The sequence below is a fragment of the Rhizobium grahamii CCGE 502 genome (genome assembly GCF_000298315.2).
GTDB lineage: Bacteria > Pseudomonadota > Alphaproteobacteria > Rhizobiales > Rhizobiaceae > Rhizobium > Rhizobium grahamii.
In genome coordinates, this window is record NZ_AEYE02000014.1 from 130,878 (window position 1) to 147,806 (window position 16,929).

Consider the following 16,929-nt stretch of genomic DNA (forward strand, 5'->3'; position numbering starts at 1 on the left):
CGCTAAACGCCCTGAACGCTAAAAGGGTGAAAGACTCATATGACGGAATTTGCACCGGATGCCGGCTTCCGCAAGAACCGGAAACTCAAGGCAGCCCTACTCCGCCACAACGCCTTCTCAAAGGCAGGCTTTTCTGAACGGCTCTTTGGCCTTTTGTTCTCCGGCTTGGTCTATCCGCAAATCTGGGAGGATCCCGATCTCGATATGCTGGCGATGGAGCTTCAGCCCCATCATCGCGTCGTGACAATCGGCTCCGGCGGCTGCAACATGCTCGCCTATCTCTGCAAGCGTCCAGCGTCGATCGATGTGGTGGACCTTAATCCGCATCATATCGCCCTCAATCGGCTGAAGCTTGCCGCATTCCGTCACCTTCCCGGTCACTCGGACCTCGTTCGCTTTCTCGCAAAGCCGCGTGAAACGTCGAACAGCCATGCGTTCGACCAGTTCCTCGCAGCAAATCTCGACGATGCGACCCGGAACTACTGGAATAGTCGCAAGTTCGGTCGCCGGCGCGTCACTGTTTTCGACCGCAACATCTACGAAACCGGTCTGCTTGGACGGTTTATCGGCGCGGCTCATCTTCTTGCCCGCCTGCACGGCGTCGACCTGACGGAGATGACAAAGGCGTGTTCGCTACGCGAGCAGCGCCAGTTCTTCGATGAGAGGATCGCACCGCTGTTCGACAAACCGGTCGTGCGCTGGATTACCGGACGCAAAAGCTCGCTATTCGGCCTCGGCATCCCGCCACAGCAGTACGACGAACTGGCGAGCCTCGCGGCCGATCAGTCGATCGCGCCGGTTCTACGTCATCGTCTTGAGAAGCTGGCATGCCACTTCCCGATGCAGGAGAACTATTTTGCCTGGCAGGCCTTCGGTCGCCGCTACGCCCCCGAAGGCGAAGGCCCGCTTCCGACCTATCTCGAGCCAGCAAACTACGAGGTGATCCGCGCGAATGTCGATCGCGTCAACGTCCATCACGCAAGCTTCACCGAGCTCCTTTCAGGAGAGCCGGCTGCCTCGCGCGATCGCTACATCCTCCTCGATGCGCAGGATTGGATGACAGACGAGCAGCTCAATGATCTCTGGGCGGAAATCAGCCGCACGGCCCGTGAAGGTGCTCGGGTGATTTTCCGCACCGCCGCGGAAAAGAGCATCATCGAAGGGCGTCTGTCGCCGGCCATCCGTGATCAGTGGACCTACATGGAGGAACGTTCCCTCGAGCTGACGGCGCTCGATCGCTCGGCAATCTACGGCGGCTTCCATATTTACAGGAAGACGGCGTGAGCGGGGTCGACACGAGCCCGGTGGCCAAAGACGACGGCCATGCCGCCTTGATGGATGGCATGTACCGCTACCAGCGCCACATCTATGATCTGACGCGCAAATACTACCTGCTTGGCCGTGATCAGGCGATCCGCGATCTGAATGTGCCGGTGGGCGGCACCTTGCTGGAAGTCGGTTGCGGCACCGGTCGCAACATGGCGCTGGCCCATAAACATTATCCGCAGGCCCGGCTCTACGGCCTCGACATCTCACAGGAGATGCTGATCTCCGCGCGCAAGACATTCGAAAACAAGGCCACGATCCCGGACTTCCGCGTCGCCGACGCGACGGCATTCACGCCTCGCGAATTCGGCGTCAGCGGCTTCGATCGGATCCTGATCTCCTACGCACTGTCGATGATTCCTGATTGGGAGTGCGCCGTCGACTCAGCCATCGCCGCTCTTGCCCCTGGCGGCGAGTTGCACATCGTCGATTTTGGTCAGCAGGAGCGTCTGCCCGCCTGGTTTGCGCGCTTTCTCAGGGCATGGCTGCGAAAATTTCATGTCTCGCCGCGCGCCGATTTGCGACAGGTTCTCGAGTCTCAAGCCTCTGAAAATCAAGCACGACTAATATTCGAAACCATGGGCGGCGGGTATGCCTGGCGGGCTGTCATTGTGACCAAAGCTTGACATTTCGCTTGAAACTAACCGAATTTTTACGTTGATATGGGAAATAGAGGGGACATTCCTCGCTGGACACGTCTTTCACGAAGGTCGAGCTGTGGGGCAAAAAATCCATTCGTTTCGCGACGGAACACCTATGCGCCGGCTTCTGTTTTGCGTTTTGCCGTTGGCTATCATGCTCGCCGGATGCACGTCGTCGGGCTACGACTATCTCGAAACAGCGTCTGTAAAGCCGAAAACGCGTTTCAAGGACACCGATCCGCAGGACTTCGGAGCAAAGCATCCGGAGCAGCAGCCGATCCACGGCATCGACGTTTCCAAGTGGCAGGGCAATATCGACTGGCAGACGGTCAAGGGCTCTGGTGTTGCCTTTGCATTCATCAAGGCGACCGAAGGCAAGGATCGCATCGATCCGCGTTTCAACGAGTACTGGCAACGCGCCCGCGCCGTCGGCATTCCTCACGCGCCCTATCATTTCTACTATTTCTGCTCGACGCCCGACGAACAGGCTGACTGGTTCATCCGTAACGTGCCAAAGGAATCGATGCGCTTGCCGCCGGTCCTCGACGCCGAATGGAATGCAGAATCGAAGACATGCCGCCTTCGCCCGGATCCGGCGACGGTCCGCGCCCAGCTTCAGCGATTTATGGATCGCCTCGAGGCCTACTACGGCAAGCGGCCTATCATCTATACATCGGTCGACTTCCACCGCGACAATCTCGTTGGCTATTTCCAGGATTATCACTTCTGGGTACGCTCCACCGCGAAGCATCCCGAGGTTACCTATGCCGACCGCCGTTGGGCCTTCTGGCAGTACACGTCGACGGGCGTCATCCCCGGCATTAAGGGACCGACGGACATCAATGTTTTCGCCGGATCGACGCAGAACTGGCACAACTGGGTGGCGACGGTATCGAAGGACACAAATTCTTAGCAACGTCCGTCGGTCTTTCTTGCTTCCGTCACAATCATTTGGGAAATCGACTGAAATTCCATTTGATGACGAGGATCGAAACTATGTACCGCTCGCCCGCAAGCCGCACGGCACTTGCACTCCTTTTTGCCGCTGGTCTCGCCACAGGCGCTGCCGCTGAGACGCCGGCATCGAGTGCACTGGCTTCACAGGCAGCAGCCCCGGCATGTGACGGCGACCTCACGGACTTTCTCGCCGGCGTGAAGGCCGACGCAATTGCCGCCGGTGCATCGGCCGAGGCGGCAGACAAGGCGCTGGAAGGCGCGCAGATCGACCAGAAGGTCTTGAGCCGCGACCGCGCTCAAGGCGTGTTCAAGCAGACCTTCCTGGAGTTCTCGCAGCGCACCGTCAGCCAGGCTCGCCTCGATATCGGCCGCCAGAAGATGAAGCAATATGCTGATGTCTTCGCCCGCGCCGAGCAAGAGTTTGGGGTGCCCGCCGGGGTCATCACCGCCTTCTGGGCCATGGAAACTGATTTCGGCGCCGTGCAGGGGGACTTCAACACCCGCAACGCCCTCGTCACCCTCGCTCACGATTGCCGGCGGCCGGAGCTGTTCCGCCCGCAGCTGATCGCCCTTATTGAAATGGTCCAGCATGGTGACCTCGACCCGGCGACCAATACCGGCGCCTGGGCCGGCGAGATCGGTCAGGTGCAGATGTTGCCCCGCGATATCGTTGCCTACGGCATGGACGGTGACGGTGATGGTCACGTACGCCTCAAGCAGAGCAGCCCGGACGCCATTCTGACGGCAGCAAAGTTCATTCAGCATCTCGGCTTCCAGAAGGGCCAGCCGTGGATCCAGGAAGTGACCCTTCCCGAAGCCCTGCCCTGGGAGAAGTCGGGCATCGGCGGCCCCCTGACGGCCGGCGAATGGTTTGCCCTCGGCGTCAAGCCGCGGGATGGCAACACCAACTTCGGTAACCTGCACGCCGACTTGATCCTCCCGCAGGGCCGCCTCGGACCGACCTTCATCGCCTACCCGAATTTCCAGATCTATCTCGAATGGAACAAGTCGTTCATCTACACGACGTCGGCAGCCTACTTCGCGACCCGTCTTGCTGGTGCGGAGACCTACCTCAAGGGCACGCCGGAGCAGGGTCTTTCCAGCGACCAGATGAAGGAACTGCAAACCAAGCTCGGAACCCTCGGCCACGACGTCGGCAAGGTCGACGGCATCCTGGGTTCGGGCACGCGCGTAGCCATCCAGAAGGAGCAGCAGCGCCTCGGCATGCCGGCCGACGGCTGGGCAACGCCGACACTTCTGAATTCCCTCTGATTACTGATTCAGCATGCTTAAAGCCGGGTCTCAGACCCGGCTTTTTCATTTGTTCCATGGTTTCAGAGACTTCGCCTGAAGCCTTCATCTTGCCGCATGTGTGAACGCGGGATCGCCGACTTTAACGCGAGGTTAAAATCTGTGAATATTTTTCCGTCGCAATTTTGTCAGTGATTTCATCACGTTGCCCGCAGGCCAGCATTGTCGATGTGACATTTTCGCCGCAGCGCAGTATAAAATCTGCTTTCCAAGCGACACATTCGCGACATATTATCGCGGCGTTAACGCAAGGAGACAGACATGGGACTTACACAATCCTTGAATGTCCTTTTGGTCAGCGCGGCGTTTGCATTCGTATTGACAATGCTTTTCATCTAAACGTCGTGCCGATTGAACAGTGCCGAGACTCCTGAGTAGCGAAACAGTTCAATGAATCGGAAAAGCGCATCCCACGGAGATGCGCTTTTCTTTTTGTCCTCTAATCTCGGCCAGCCTACGCGGCAGCGCCGGCCTTTCTGGCCCCTTCCCGGGTAAAGCCGAGATTGGTCAGTACTGCCGACACGAGAGGCGAGCGATTCATCGTATACAGATGGAAATCGGTGAGCCCGCGACGAGCGAGGTCTTCGATCTGTTCGGCCGCAACCTCGGCGGCAACCTTTGCTCTCTCTTCCGGCTTGTCGTCGAAGCCCGCAAAGCGCTCATCCAGAAACGCCGGTATCACGGTGCCGCAAGCGCCGGCAAACCGCTTCAGCTGCGTCAGGTTCTGGATTGGCATGATACCCGGCACAATAGGAATATTGACGCCGGCAGCCCGCACCTTCTCCAGATAGCGCTCGAAATTGTCGTTGTCGAAGAAGAACTGCGTCAGCGCGCGGGTCGCGCCGTTGTCCGCCTTTTGTTTCAGCATATCGATGTCGGCGGCGGTATCACGGCTCTCCGGATGCTTTTCGGGGTAGGCCGAGACCGAAATCTCGAAGTCGCCGATTTCACGCAGTCCGGCAACCAGCGCTGCTGCATTCGCATAGCCGCCGGGATGCGGCTGGTAGGGTGCGCCGACGCCGCCAGGGGCATCGCCTCGAAGCGCCACGAAGTGCTTGACGCCAACCTTGCGGAAGCTGTCGATCACGCTGTGCGTTTCGTCCTTCGTCGCGCCGACGCAGGTGAGATGCGACGCCGTAGCAAGTGGGGTTTCAGCGAGGAAGCGCGACACGGTCGCCAACGTTGGTGCCTTTGTAGTCCCACCAGCGCCATAGGTCACCGATACAAAGTCCGGGTTCCAGTCCTGCAGCTCGTTGACCGCGTTCCACAGCTGTCCTTCCATCTCTTCCGACTTCGGCGGAAAGAACTCGAAGGAAATGCCGATCTTGCGGCGCGCGTCGCTGTTCAAAGCCATGTCATTATCTCCCGGCAAGTATGGGTACGACGCCTTCACTCACAGCCGAGGCCATGAGGCGCCGAGGGTCGCGCGCAAGCCAGACAGTGACGGTGAGCCCCTGCCCGCTTTGATGACCCGGGTGAAGATCGACGACCTGCTCGACATCCAGCCCGGCCTTGCGCAACCAGTCGGACATCGACTGATGCGAGAAGCCGAGGCGAACATGCGCGTGCTCGTCGCGAAGGTATTCCAGCCCGTGCGGGGCAAGATCGATGATAAGCAGCCTTCCGCCCGGTCGCAGCATGCGCGCTGCCTCGCCGATCGCGATCTCCGGCTGATCGAAGAAATGCAGTACCTGATGGATCGTCACGACGTCGAAATCCTGCGCCTCGAACGGCAGGTTCAGGATATCGGCGTGACGGACGGATGCCTTGGTGATCCCTGACTTGTCGAGATTGGCGCGCGCCACGCTCAGCATGTCACGGCTGGCGTCGACGCCGATTGCCCGGCGATAGAGGCCAGACAGAAGCTCGAGGATGCGCCCTGTCCCGGTGCCCAGATCGAGAAGCGAGTCGATCGGCTGGCTGCCGAGCAACCGTATGACGGCGGCATCGACCTCTTCATCGGCGGCGTGCAGGCGGCGAAGCTCGTCCCATTCCGCCGCGTTGCGGCTGAAATAGGCCTGTGCGCGCTCGGCCCGCTGACGCTTGACCGTCGCCAGTCGTTCGCTGTCCCGAAGGACGACGGGGTCGTTCTCGGAGGCATGCGCCAGCAGGCTGCGCACGAAAGCGGCTGCCTTGCCATCCTGCCGAAGCCGGAAATACGCCCAGGCGCCCTCCTGGTAGCGGTCGATCAGATCCGCTTCGCCCAGCAGCTTGAGGTGACGAGAAATACGCGGTTGGGACTGGCCAAGGATTTCGGTAAGATCGGTCACTGTCAGGTCTCCAGCCGCCAGCAGAGCCAGAAGACGCAGACGCGTCGGCTCGCCGGCCGCCCTGAGGACGTCCACCAAAGCATCCAATCCAAGTCTGATAGGCTCACCCATACCCGATCCAATCAACATATAAAGATATCTTTATGTGATTTGAACAAGTGTGGCAAGCTGGAATTCCATCCATTCACGAAATTAGCTGCTCGGATCACGACATAGGTGCGCGCAAAAAAGCCCCGGCGAACCGGGGCTTTCCTATAGCTGGAGTCGCTTTTGCGATCAGCGGGTTAGGCGCTTATAGGTCACCCGGTGCGGATTGATCGAGTCGACGCCGAGACGGCGCATCTTGTCCTTCTCGTAGTCCTCGAAGTTGCCCTCGAACCATTCGACATGGCTGTCGCCTTCAAAGGCGAGGATATGCGTCGCCAGCCGGTCGAGGAACATGCGATCGTGGCTGATGATGACAGCGCAGCCGGCAAAGCTTTCGAGCGCGTCCTCGAGGGCTGCGAGCGTTTCCGTATCGAGGTCGTTGGTCGGTTCGTCGAGCAGGATGACGTTGCCACCGGCCTTCAACATCTTGGCAAGGTGGACACGGTTGCGCTGACCGCCGGAAAGCGTGCCGACCTTCTGCTGCTGGTCGCCGCCCTTGAAGTTGAAAGCGCCGCAATAGGCGCGCGAATTCACTTCGTGCTTGCCGAGCTTGATGATGTCGTTGCCGCCGGAGATTTCCTCCCAGACGGTCTTGTTGCCGTCGAGCGCATCGCGGCTCTGGTCGACATAGCCGAGATCGACAGTCTCGCCGATCCGGATATCGCCGCTATCGGGCTTTTCCTGGCCGGTGATCATGCGGAACAACGTCGTTTTGCCGGCGCCGTTCGGACCGATGACACCGACAATGCCGCCGGGCGGCAGCTTGAAGGTGAGGTTTTCGATGAGCATCGTATCGCCATAGCCCTTGGTGAGGTTCTCGGCTTCGATGACCACCTGGCCAAGACGCTCGCCGACCGGGATGACAATCTGCGCATCGCCGGGACGACGGGCCTCTGCCGCCGCGACCAACTCGTCATAGGCACGGATACGCGCCTTGGACTTTGCCTGGCGGGCCTTCGGGCTGGCGGCCATCCATTCCTGCTCGCGGCTGATCGCCTTCTGGCGGGAGGCTTCTTCGCGGCCCTCCTGCTGCATGCGCTTGGCCTTCGATTGAAGATAGGCGGAGTAATTGCCCTCGTACGGGATACCACGACCACGGTCGAGTTCGAGGATCCAGCCCGTGACGTTGTCGAGGAAGTAGCGATCGTGAGTGATCATCAGGACCGAGCCGGGGTACTGGCGCAAATGCTTTTCAAGCCAGGCAATCGTCTCGGCGTCGAGGTGGTTGGTTGGTTCGTCGAGCAGCAGCAGGTCGGGCTGCGCCAGCAACAGGCGGCAGAGCGCTACACGGCGCTTTTCGCCGCCGGAGAGCTTCTCGACCGAAGAGTCGCCTGGCGGGCAGCGCAGTGCGTCCATGGCCATTTCGACCTGGCTTTCGAGGTCCCAGAGGTTCTGGCTGTCAATGACGTCCTGGAGCTTGGCGCCCTCTTCCGCCGTCTCGTCGGAATAATTCATCATCAGCTCGTTATAGCGATCGAGGATCGCCTTCTTCGGCGCAACGCCTTCCATGACGTTTTCGAGCACGGTCTTGGACGCATCGAGCTGCGGCTCCTGCGCCAGGTAGCCGAGTGTCGCGCCTTCAGCAAGCCAGGCCTCGCCGGTGTATTCCTTGTCGAGACCGGCCATGATGCGCAGAACGGTCGACTTACCGGCACCGTTTGGTCCGAGGATACCAATCTTGGCATCCGGATAGAAAGAAAGGTGGATGTTCTCCAGCACCTTCTTGTTGCCGTACGCCTTGTTGAGGCCGGCCATATGATAGATGAACTGACGTGCCATTGATTGTTCGCTCCGGGGCGGGATTTAAGTTTGCCGCTATGTAGGCGAATTGGGCTCAAGGAGCAACGCGCGAAGGCTAAAAACCAGAGGCTTTTGTGGCCTTGGGGGTATTTTGCAGAGAGACGGCGTCACTACCAAAGCTTCGCGTGATCTATGCGAAAGAGTTGGAAATCGCTCGGCTTCGCATAGGGAACCCTCTCGAGACCCGGCCAACTTTTCCCAGCCGCCAAGGCCGCATAGAGCGGAGCCTGCTGTAGATCGGCCGCCAGCGGAAATCGGCATACAGCCACATAGTCGAAGGGCTCCAACGCCGCGCGGCGGACCGCCGCGTCAGATGAGGTGAAGGCCTCGAACATGCGTCTCATACCGGGCGACGCGCGGTGGAATGGCACTGCGCCGACGGAAAATCCTGCAGGACGTGCGAATAACACGGGCAACGCGATGCCCTGAGGAAGCGCAATTCGTCCCGCGGCGACCGAATTCAGAACACCGAAATCCTCACCGTCGCAGTCGCTGGCCGACATGTAATCGACCGCATCGAATACGTGCGTCGGCGGTCGGATGACAAGGCAAAGAACCGCTGGCGCAAGGACGGAGGCAAGGGCAAATCCGACAGCCACTCGCACTCCTCGCGTTGGCGATCGGGCATTTAGATAATAGGCAATCGCCGCCGGCAGAAACGGCGGTATGAGCGCAATCGGAAAGCGGATGTTCCGCAAGACGTCAAACGTCAGAAGCAGGGAGGCGAGACCAACGGCGAATGCAACCCCCACGCCGAACTTTTGCCGTCGTATCTCCGCGGCGACGTAAGGTGCAGCCAGAAGGGCACCGCAAGTGGAAAGCGCCAGCAGCGCAACGGTGGAGTATTGCGCACTCTCGTAAAGGTAGAGGAAGCTGTTCTCCTGCCAAATGCGAGAGAACCAAAACGCGCGCGATACCGGATCGATCATCTGGTAGGGGCCGCCGAGACAGCGTGGAAAACACCACGCAGCCAAGCCAAGGACGAATGCACTTGGCAGGCCCAGCCACAGGGTTTTTGCGAAGATCGATGAGCGATCCGGCACCACCCAAACCACGCAGGACAGGGTGGCGGACATTCCGATCAACAAAAACAGATAGGGTGCGGAAAAGGCATCGCATTGCGTCGAAACGATGCCGTCCGGGCCAATGAAGGCAAGCGAGGCAGCAACGACGACGATACTCATTCCGGCGCCGCTGGCAATAATCATCGCGCGGGCATCCCTGACGCCGGCAATGTAGCAGAGGACCAGCCCGGCGTAGGCAACAACGACCAGCGGCAGGCATTCCAGTCCGATGACGACGGAGAGCGCGGCAGCGCCCCCCACGAGCGCGCCGCCGAACCGATCCCAGCGAACAAGACCGGACACCATAAGCATCATCGCGACCAGTTGGCCATCGTGGTGGTCAATGCGGCCCGGCGAGAATTCGAACACGGCAACCGCCATGAGAATTGTCATCAGCATCAACATCAGTAACGACGACAAGCGCGACGTCGGCTGATCCGCCATCAACCGTTTCACGGTGGAGGCAACCGGCAGGCAGAAAAGGGCGAGCATCAACGGCGGCCAGATGCGGAAAGCGAAGGAGAGAGCCTGATCGATGGGCATGAACGGCCGCAGCAACGTCGCTATCGCCGCGTAAGGTAGATCGATCAATCTCGACCAGGGCGAAACGTAAGTTTCGGGCATTGAAATGAATGGCAGCGTAAGATCGAACCACCGACCATCCGGCGACATCAGATACCGGATCTGCAACTCACGCATCTGGTCATCGCTATCACCGACGAACAGCACCCCGTCGGCGAGATCGAACAGAACAATGGCAAGCCCAGTGATGTAGACTGTGAGAAAGGTGCGCAGAAATGACCTGCTGTCAGGCAAGACCTTCAAGTCGGCTCGCGATAGAACTGCATCCATTCCGCACTCGCCCCAGCAAACAGCGGCCAGACATTAGTCCAATCCGATTAATATTCGGCTATTAGCAAAAAGACTAAAAACCAGCAGCGTCCACGACACCCTGATCGCAGCCGAACGAGGTTCGCCCGGCCCCTTGAATGAGGTCGCGCAGGCTCGCTCCGTCATTCGAGGTGGCATCCTCCGACAGGCCGATCGTGAGCTCGTCAATGACGCGGTTTCCTCCGCCGGCGCGCCGACAACTCATCTTGACCCGATCGCCGGCGCCCGGACCGAAGCTCTTGTCGAACGCAGCCTTGATCGCCTCCGCTGTCAGCGACTTGCCGACGTTGGCCGCGAAAAGATCGCGGACTGGCGAGGCATTCAGCTCATCGATGAGGCGAACCGACGTCGCAAAATAGTCGTTGGCACTCATCTTTGTGCAAGTACCGTGTTTGATCCACTCATGGCGCTCCAGCCCGGATTGCGTTCCGGGCATCGCCTTCTCAAGCGCGACTTTGGTCTCCGCCGAAAGCTCTACCTCAGGCAGTTTCTTCCAGTCGCCTTCCTTGTCCGCGGTCCGCAGCGTGCCCGAGACGTCACAATAGTCCTTGCGCATCGGCCAAAGCCCGTGCAGCGAGAAATTGGTCGCATCAAATCTGTCCTTGGTCTGACTGCTGCATTCCGGCTTCCGCTGGTTGGTTTCACAGAAGGCCGGTTGCCAGCTGGCTGCCAAAATGAAGCGCGTCCTTCCACCCGCATCCTGGGCTCCAGCAGTGCCAGCAGCCGTGACCGCAATCAGGAACAAAGCCGTGCGCAGAAATGGATTGCTCATCTTCATCCCTCCCAGGAACAATTCATGAACAAGAAATCATGGTGAGTCTGTTTTCACAACCCTCAATCCCTAGGGTGCTAAAATCCCGTCGCATAAATATTGGGATGTGTTGCATTTCACGGACGATCTGATCTTCTCGCGCCGACGGGAGGATTTAATGTTTGCAGATACGCAACGCCTTGAAACGGCGAACGCCTCGCTTGGCTTTCATTATGAAGCGGCGCAATCCGAGGCACGCGGTATTATCGTTGTCTCCCATGGGTTGGCCGAGCATTCCAAGCGCTACGCCGGTTTTGCGGCGGCGATGGCGACGCGTGGTTATCATGTCTTTGCCTTCGATCACCGTGGACATGGCGAGACGACTGCTGCGGATGCTCCGATCGGACGCTTTGCCCGCCGCGATGGTGTCAGGCAGGTGATCGATGACGTCTCTGCCGTACGCGACCGCGCTGCGGCACAGTATCCCGGCCTGCCAGTCATCGTTTTCGGGCATTCGATGGGCGGTCTCATCGCGCTGAATGCTGCTGTGACCCATCCCGAGAAATATGACGCCGTCGCCGTCTGGAACTCCAACTTCAACCCAGGCGTCGCAGGGCGGGCAGCACAAGCGATCCTGTTGGCCGAACGGGCCTTGAAAGGCTCCGATGTGCCAAGCGGTATTTTGCCGAAGCTCACCTTCGGCACTTGGGGAAAGTCCATTGCCAATCGTCGAACGGAGTTCGACTGGTTAAGCCGCGACCCTGTCGAGGTCGACAAGTACATCGCCGACCCGCTGTGCGGCTTCGATGCCTCCGTTTCCCTCTGGCTCGATATCTTCGAACTGACGTTTCGCGCCCCGCAAACGCCGCATCTGGATCGTCTGCCGAAGCAGACACCGATCCATCTTGTTGGTGGCGGGCAGGATCCGGCGACGGACGGCGGAAAAGCGGTGATCTGGCTTTCAAACCATTTGAAAGCGCATGGCTTCTCCCGTATCACGACACAGATATATCAGGACATGCGCCACGAAACGCTGAATGAAATTGGAGCGGACGCGGCCATCGCCGCATTCGCCGACTGGTGCGACGAAGCGATCGCGAGATCCTGAACCGAAGGATTTCGCGATGAGCCATGGTATTTCTTCCCGTCCCGTTTCTGCTTCAGAGGTTTCGACCGGCATTCTGCTGATGTTCCTGTCGGTGCTCGTGTCTCCGATCATCGACATCTTCTCCAAGCTCGCGATCGCCACGATTCCCGCGGCGGAAATCACGGCTGCGCGGTTTGTTGTCCAGGCCCTCTGCATGCTGCCGATCGTTGTCTGGCGCGGAAGCTGGAAGGGCTTCTCGTGGCGCGCCAACATCTTTCATGCCATGCGCGGCGCCATCATAACGATCTCCATGGTCTCCTTTGTCACGACGCTGAAGTACATGCCGGTCGCCGACGCCATCGCGATCTTCTTCGTCGAGCCGATCATATTGACGATCCTGAGCAGCATCTTCCTCAAGGAAACAATCGGTTGGCGCCGCTACACGGCTTGCGGCGTCGGCTTCTTCGGCGCGATGCTGATTATCCAGCCAAGCTTCCAGGAAGTCGGCTACGTCGCCCTTCTGCCTGTTGTCAGCGCCTTCTGCATCGCCATCTTCGCCTTGATGACGCGCGTGCTGTCGCACCGGGAAGACCCGTGGGCGATGCAGCTTCAGATGGGCATCTGGGGTTTGCTGTTCTGCGCCATCCTGCTCGCGCTCGGCAACGGCACGGGTTCCGACGTCTTTGACTCAGTGATGCCGGATGGCCGTGGCTACCTCTACCTGGTCGGCGTCGGCGTCACGGCGGCCATTGCCGGCATCTTCGGTGTCTATGCCTACCGCGCCGCGCCCGCCTCGACATTGGCGCCCCTTCAGTATTTCGAGATCGTGTCGGCAACCATCTTTGCCTGGCTCGTCTTCGGCGACTTCCCGGATGCGCTCAAGTGGCTCGGCATCTTCATCATCATCGCCTCGGGCCTGTACATCATATGGCGCGAGCGGCGCTTTGCATCGAAGCCCGTATCCGATACACCTCAATCGGCCCTGGCGCCCTGATCTGCTCGTGGGAGGAACATGACGGACAATCAGCCCCAAAAGCCGCCGCTGTCCGGCATCCGCGTCATCGAGCTCGCACGCGTGCTTGCCGGCCCATGGGCCGGCCAGATGCTGGCCGATCTCGGCGCCGATGTGATCAAGGTCGAAAACCCGGATGGGGGCGATGACACCCGGCACTGGGGCCCGCCCTTTGTCGAGGGTGCCGACGGCGAAAACCTCTCCGCTGCCTACTATCACTCTGCCAACCGCGGCAAGCGCTCGATCACTGCCGATCTGAAGCGCGAGGAAGACCAGGCGCTGGTTCGCCGCCTCATTGCCACGGCCGATGTGGTCATCGAGAACTTCAAGCTCGGCGGGCTCGTGAAATACGGCCTCGATTACGAGAGCCTGAAGAAGATCAACCCGAAGCTTGTTTATTGCTCGATCACCGGTTTCGGCCAGAACGGTCCCTATGCCAGCCTGGCAGGTTATGACTATATCGTTCAGGGCATGTCGGGTTTCATGTCGGTCACCGGTGAGCCCGACGGACAGCCGATGAAGGCGGGCGTTGCGATCGCCGACATCTTTACCGGCATTTATGCGGTCGCAGCCATAGAGGCAGCGCTGATTCACGCTCAGAGGACCGGCGAAGGGCAATTGGTCGATATGGCGCTGCTCGATGTCCAGTCAGCCGTACTGGCCAACCAGAACATGAACTATCTGGTTTCCGGTCGCGCCCCGACACGGCTTGGAAACGCACATCCGAATATCTCGCCCTATGAAGTCGTCCCAACCGCCGATGGCTATCTGATCCTCGCGGTCGGCAACGACGGCCAGTTCCGCCGCCTATGTGCGATCCTCGGTCTCGAGAGTACTGCTGACGATCCACGTTTTTCGGCGAACAAGGCGCGTGTCGCGAACCGTGACGAGGTCCGCAGGCTCGTTTCCACCGAAACGCTGAAATGGCAGAAAGCCGACCTTTTAAAAGCCTGTGAGGCCAATGCCGTTCCGGCCGGTGCGATCAACACCATCGAGGAAATGTTTGAGGATCCGCAAATCCAGGCGCGAGGAATGCGGGTAGATCTCGCCGACGCAAAGGGTACCGTCATTCCGGGCGTGAGGACGCCGGTGGTGCTGTCGCAGACGCCGTTGCGTTATGAGCGGCCGAGCCCGCGGCTGGGAGAACATCAGGAGGAGGTTCTGGCGGAACTCGCCGAACTGGAGGGGAAAAGACCATCATGAAAAAGACTGGCGGAGAACTGATCGTCGAGGCCCTGAAAGCGAATGGGGTGAAACGCCTCTCCTGCGTGCCCGGCGAGAGTTTCCTTGCCGTGCTCGACGCGCTCTACGATAGCGACATAGACGTGATGGTCTGCCGTCAGGAAGGCGGCGCGGCCATGATGGCAGACGCATGGGGCAGGCTCACCGGCGAGCCCGGTATCTGCATGGTAACCCGCGGCCCAGGCGCTACGAATGCCACCGCAGGGCTGCATATCGCCAGGCAGGATTCTATTCCGATGATCCTGTTCATCGGCCAAGTCCAACGCGATGCAAGGGAACGCGAGGCCTTTCAGGAGGTCGAGTTCCGCCGTGCGCTGACGGAGTTCAGCAAATGGGTAGGCGAGATCGACGACGCGGCACGCATCCCGGAATTCGTCACCCGTGCCTTTGCAATTGCAACATCCGGCCGTCCCGGCCCCGTCGTCCTGTCACTGCCCGAAGACATGCTCCGAGACGAGGTAGAGGCGCCCCGCGCCAAGCGCTACTCGCGCGTCGAAGCTCATCCCGGCCGCCGCCAGATTGACGACTTTTACTTGCGGCTACTGAAGGCCGAGCGACCGATGGTCATCGTCGGCGGCACGCGTTGGGATGCGGATGCGGTTGCCGACCTGAAGGCCTTCTCGGAACGCTTCGCCCTCCCTGTCGGCTGCTCGTTCCGTCGACAGATGTTGTTCGACCATCTGCATCCAAACTACGCCGGGGATGTCGGCATCGGCATCAACCCAGCGCTGGCTAAGGAGATCAAGGAGAGCGATCTGCTGATTCTGCTCGGCGGACGGATGTCGGAAATGCCCTCCTCCGGCTATACACTGATCGACATCCCCTACCCGCAGCAATCACTCGTCCACATTCATCCGGATCCGTCAGAGCTTGGCCGTGTCTACCGACCCGACCTCGCAATCAGCGCGAGCCCGAGCGACTTCGTTGCGGATCTTGCTGATCTTGAGGCGCCCAGCGAACTCAGATGGGCGGAACGAACCGAACGGATGCATCAGACCTACATGGCATGGTCGACGCCACCGCAAACCGGTCCCGGCCCGGTCCATATGGGACCGGTCATGGAGTGGATCGAGGCAAACACCCGCCCCGACACAATCTTCACCAACGGCGCCGGTAACTATGCCACCTGGCTGCACCGCTTCCATCGATTCCGCCAGTTCAACACCCAGGCGGCGCCGGCGTCCGGCTCCATGGGTTACGGCCTGCCCGCCGCAGTCGCCGCCAAGCAGCTCTTTCCCGAACGCGAGGTCATCTGTTTCGCCGGAGACGGCTGCTTCCTGATGCACGGCCAGGAATTTGCGACCGCCGTGCGCTATAACCTGCCGATCATCGCCATTGTCATCAACAACGGCATCTACGGCACCATCCGCATGCATCAGGAGCGCGAGTATCCGGGCCGCGTCAGCGGCACCGATCTGACCAACCCGGACTTTGCCGCGCTTGCACGCGCTTACGGTGGCCATGGGGAGACGGTCGAGACGACGGAAAGCTTCGCAGCCGCCTTCGAGCGTGCAAGGGCGAGCGGCAAACCCTCGATCATCGAGGTAAAGCTCGACCCGGAAGCCATTACGCCGACGCGCACGCTCTCCGAAATCGCCCAAACAAAAAGCCGGTGAGCGAAACTCACCGGCCATACAAATCGCGGTGCTGTCGACTTAGTCGAGAGCGGCTGTAACCGTGAACTCAACCTTGTACTTCGGCGCGGCAAGCTTGGCTTCGCTGGTTGCGCGAGCCGGCGTGTTCGCCGGATCGACCCAGGCTTCCCAGGCAGCGTTCATTTCTGCGAAGTAGGACATGTCGGAAAGATAGATCAGCGTCTGCAGGATCTTCGACTTGTTCGAGCCGGCTGCAGCAAGCAGACGATCGACTTCGGCGAGCGCCGACTTGCACTGTTCCGTGACGCTTTCGCCTTCGCCCACCTGGCCAGCGAGGTAGACGGTGTTGCCGTGGATGACTGCGCCGCTCATGCGGGCGCCGACGTCGATGCGCTTGATGCTCATGATTGTCTCCTATTGATGAAATGAAAGACGCCGCTGGGTTGAAGCGGCGTCGAACCTGGATCAGTGATCGTTCTTATGCGCGGATGTGGTGCGTCTTCTGATAGATCGCGGTCGAACGCGCGCCGGAACGGCAGTAGCCGAGCATCGGACGCGGAAACTCATCCAGGGCATCGACCATACCGGTGACAGCCTCCTCATTGACGCCCATCGGGCCGACCGGCACATGCGCGATATCGAGACCGAGTTCCTTGGCGCGCGCGGCTACCAGCGCATACGGCGTCTGGTCGGAGCTTTCATCGTCCGGACGATGGCAGACGATCGATTTGAAACCCAAGGCCTTGATCTGATCGAGATCCTCGACCGAAATCTGCCCGGAAACGGAATATTCGTCGTCGATCTGGCGAATGTCCATCGCTAATCCTCCTGAAAT

15 protein-coding genes are annotated in these 16,929 nt (G+C 59.9%); 8 read left to right on the forward strand and 7 right to left on the reverse strand.

Going from position 1 to position 16,929, the window contains the following annotated elements:
* Positions 1-39: 39 nt before the first annotated feature.
* The 4 genes from RGCCGE502_RS12525 to RGCCGE502_RS12540 all read left to right on the forward strand — a co-directional run bounded on the left by RGCCGE502_RS12525 (position 40) and on the right by RGCCGE502_RS12540 (position 4,196).
* Entirely contained in the window at positions 40-1,284 is a 1,245-nt protein-coding gene (locus RGCCGE502_RS12525; RefSeq protein WP_016554535.1) for a BtaA family protein, read from the forward strand.
* Between the two features lie 50 nt (positions 1,285-1,334).
* The gene (locus RGCCGE502_RS12530; protein WP_051158678.1) at positions 1,335-1,952 is read left to right on the forward strand and encodes a class I SAM-dependent methyltransferase; all 618 of its coding nucleotides are present in this window, start codon (positions 1,335-1,337) and stop codon (positions 1,950-1,952) included.
* Between the two features lie 130 nt (positions 1,953-2,082).
* Positions 2,083-2,880 (forward strand): glycoside hydrolase family 25 protein, encoded by a 798-nt coding sequence (locus tag RGCCGE502_RS12535; RefSeq protein ID WP_016554537.1) that lies wholly within the window; start codon positions 2,083-2,085, stop codon positions 2,878-2,880.
* 83 nt (positions 2,881-2,963) lie between these two features.
* Complete coding sequence (locus RGCCGE502_RS12540) at positions 2,964-4,196, forward strand: lytic murein transglycosylase (RefSeq protein WP_016554538.1); 1,233 nt, start codon at positions 2,964-2,966, stop codon at positions 4,194-4,196.
* A 493-nt stretch (positions 4,197-4,689) separates the two neighbouring features.
* Here the strand turns inward: RGCCGE502_RS12540 and metF are convergent, their stop codons facing one another.
* The 5 genes from metF to RGCCGE502_RS12565 all read right to left on the reverse strand — a co-directional run bounded on the left by metF (position 4,690) and on the right by RGCCGE502_RS12565 (position 11,179).
* On the reverse strand, positions 4,690-5,589 hold the full coding sequence (metF, locus tag RGCCGE502_RS12545) for a methylenetetrahydrofolate reductase [NAD(P)H] (RefSeq protein ID WP_016554539.1): 900 nt from the start codon (positions 5,587-5,589) through the stop codon (positions 4,690-4,692).
* 4 nt (positions 5,590-5,593) lie between these two features.
* Complete coding sequence (locus tag RGCCGE502_RS12550; RefSeq protein ID WP_016554540.1) at positions 5,594-6,616, reverse strand: ArsR/SmtB family transcription factor; 1,023 nt, start codon at positions 6,614-6,616, stop codon at positions 5,594-5,596.
* A 165-nt stretch (positions 6,617-6,781) separates the two neighbouring features.
* The gene (gene ettA, locus RGCCGE502_RS12555; RefSeq protein WP_016554541.1) at positions 6,782-8,431 is read right to left on the reverse strand and encodes an energy-dependent translational throttle protein EttA; all 1,650 of its coding nucleotides are present in this window, start codon (positions 8,429-8,431) and stop codon (positions 6,782-6,784) included.
* Positions 8,432-8,562: 131 nt separating this feature from the next.
* The gene (locus tag RGCCGE502_RS12560) at positions 8,563-10,368 is read right to left on the reverse strand and encodes a hypothetical protein (RefSeq protein ID WP_016554542.1); all 1,806 of its coding nucleotides are present in this window, start codon (positions 10,366-10,368) and stop codon (positions 8,563-8,565) included.
* A 73-nt stretch (positions 10,369-10,441) separates the two neighbouring features.
* The gene (locus RGCCGE502_RS12565; RefSeq protein ID WP_019279916.1) at positions 10,442-11,179 is read right to left on the reverse strand and encodes a ribonuclease T2 family protein; all 738 of its coding nucleotides are present in this window, start codon (positions 11,177-11,179) and stop codon (positions 10,442-10,444) included.
* A gap of 157 nt (positions 11,180-11,336) precedes the next feature.
* Between RGCCGE502_RS12565 and RGCCGE502_RS12570 the strand changes: the two genes are divergently transcribed.
* The 4 genes from RGCCGE502_RS12570 to RGCCGE502_RS12585 are packed head-to-tail and all read left to right on the forward strand — an operon-like array spanning position 11,337 to position 16,115.
* Positions 11,337-12,266, forward strand: coding sequence for an alpha/beta hydrolase (locus RGCCGE502_RS12570; protein ID WP_016554544.1), 930 nt, complete (start codon positions 11,337-11,339; stop codon positions 12,264-12,266).
* A gap of 16 nt (positions 12,267-12,282) precedes the next feature.
* On the forward strand, positions 12,283-13,239 hold the full coding sequence (locus tag RGCCGE502_RS12575; protein WP_016554545.1) for a DMT family transporter: 957 nt from the start codon (positions 12,283-12,285) through the stop codon (positions 13,237-13,239).
* Between the two features lie 18 nt (positions 13,240-13,257).
* Positions 13,258-14,460: a succinate--glutarate CoA-transferase gene (gene caiB / locus RGCCGE502_RS12580; protein ID WP_016554546.1), complete on the forward strand. Its 1,203-nt coding sequence runs from the start codon at positions 13,258-13,260 to the stop codon at positions 14,458-14,460.
* On the forward strand, positions 14,457-16,115 hold the full coding sequence (locus tag RGCCGE502_RS12585) for a thiamine pyrophosphate-binding protein (RefSeq protein WP_016554547.1): 1,659 nt from the start codon (positions 14,457-14,459) through the stop codon (positions 16,113-16,115). Before caiB ends, RGCCGE502_RS12585 begins: the two co-directional genes overlap by 4 nt.
* Positions 16,116-16,154: 39 nt before the next feature.
* Here the strand turns inward: RGCCGE502_RS12585 and RGCCGE502_RS12590 are convergent, their stop codons facing one another.
* Both RGCCGE502_RS12590 and RGCCGE502_RS12595 read right to left on the reverse strand, forming a co-directional pair.
* Positions 16,155-16,499 carry a RidA family protein gene (locus RGCCGE502_RS12590; RefSeq protein WP_016554548.1) on the reverse strand — a complete coding sequence of 115 codons (345 nt, stop codon included), beginning with the start codon at positions 16,497-16,499 and terminating at the stop codon, positions 16,155-16,157.
* A gap of 73 nt (positions 16,500-16,572) precedes the next feature.
* Entirely contained in the window at positions 16,573-16,911 is a 339-nt protein-coding gene (locus RGCCGE502_RS12595; RefSeq protein WP_016554549.1) for a protein tyrosine phosphatase family protein, read from the reverse strand.
* Positions 16,912-16,929: the final 18 nt, after the last annotated feature.

Bases quoted from the DNA above. Each gene is read 5' to 3' on its own strand.
- RGCCGE502_RS12525 (WP_016554535.1), top strand. From the start codon at position 40: ATGACGGAATTTGCACCGGATGCCGGCTTCCGCAAGAACCGGAAACTC.
- RGCCGE502_RS12530 (WP_051158678.1), top strand. From the start codon at position 1,335: ATGGATGGCATGTACCGCTACCAGCGCCACATCTATGATCTGACGCGC.
- RGCCGE502_RS12535 (WP_016554537.1), top strand. From the start codon at position 2,083: ATGCGCCGGCTTCTGTTTTGCGTTTTGCCGTTGGCTATCATGCTCGCC.
- RGCCGE502_RS12540 (WP_016554538.1), top strand. From the start codon at position 2,964: ATGTACCGCTCGCCCGCAAGCCGCACGGCACTTGCACTCCTTTTTGCC.
- metF (WP_016554539.1), bottom strand. From the start codon at position 5,589: ATGGCTTTGAACAGCGACGCGCGCCGCAAGATCGGCATTTCCTTCGAG.
- RGCCGE502_RS12550 (WP_016554540.1), bottom strand. From the start codon at position 6,616: ATGGGTGAGCCTATCAGACTTGGATTGGATGCTTTGGTGGACGTCCTC.
- ettA (WP_016554541.1), bottom strand. From the start codon at position 8,431: ATGGCACGTCAGTTCATCTATCATATGGCCGGCCTCAACAAGGCGTAC.
- RGCCGE502_RS12560 (WP_016554542.1), bottom strand. From the start codon at position 10,368: ATGGATGCAGTTCTATCGCGAGCCGACTTGAAGGTCTTGCCTGACAGC.
- RGCCGE502_RS12565 (WP_019279916.1), bottom strand. From the start codon at position 11,179: ATGAGCAATCCATTTCTGCGCACGGCTTTGTTCCTGATTGCGGTCACG.
- RGCCGE502_RS12570 (WP_016554544.1), top strand. From the start codon at position 11,337: ATGTTTGCAGATACGCAACGCCTTGAAACGGCGAACGCCTCGCTTGGC.
- RGCCGE502_RS12575 (WP_016554545.1), top strand. From the start codon at position 12,283: ATGAGCCATGGTATTTCTTCCCGTCCCGTTTCTGCTTCAGAGGTTTCG.
- caiB (WP_016554546.1), top strand. From the start codon at position 13,258: ATGACGGACAATCAGCCCCAAAAGCCGCCGCTGTCCGGCATCCGCGTC.
- RGCCGE502_RS12585 (WP_016554547.1), top strand. From the start codon at position 14,457: ATGAAAAAGACTGGCGGAGAACTGATCGTCGAGGCCCTGAAAGCGAAT.
- RGCCGE502_RS12590 (WP_016554548.1), bottom strand. From the start codon at position 16,499: ATGAGCATCAAGCGCATCGACGTCGGCGCCCGCATGAGCGGCGCAGTC.
- RGCCGE502_RS12595 (WP_016554549.1), bottom strand. From the start codon at position 16,911: ATGGACATTCGCCAGATCGACGACGAATATTCCGTTTCCGGGCAGATT.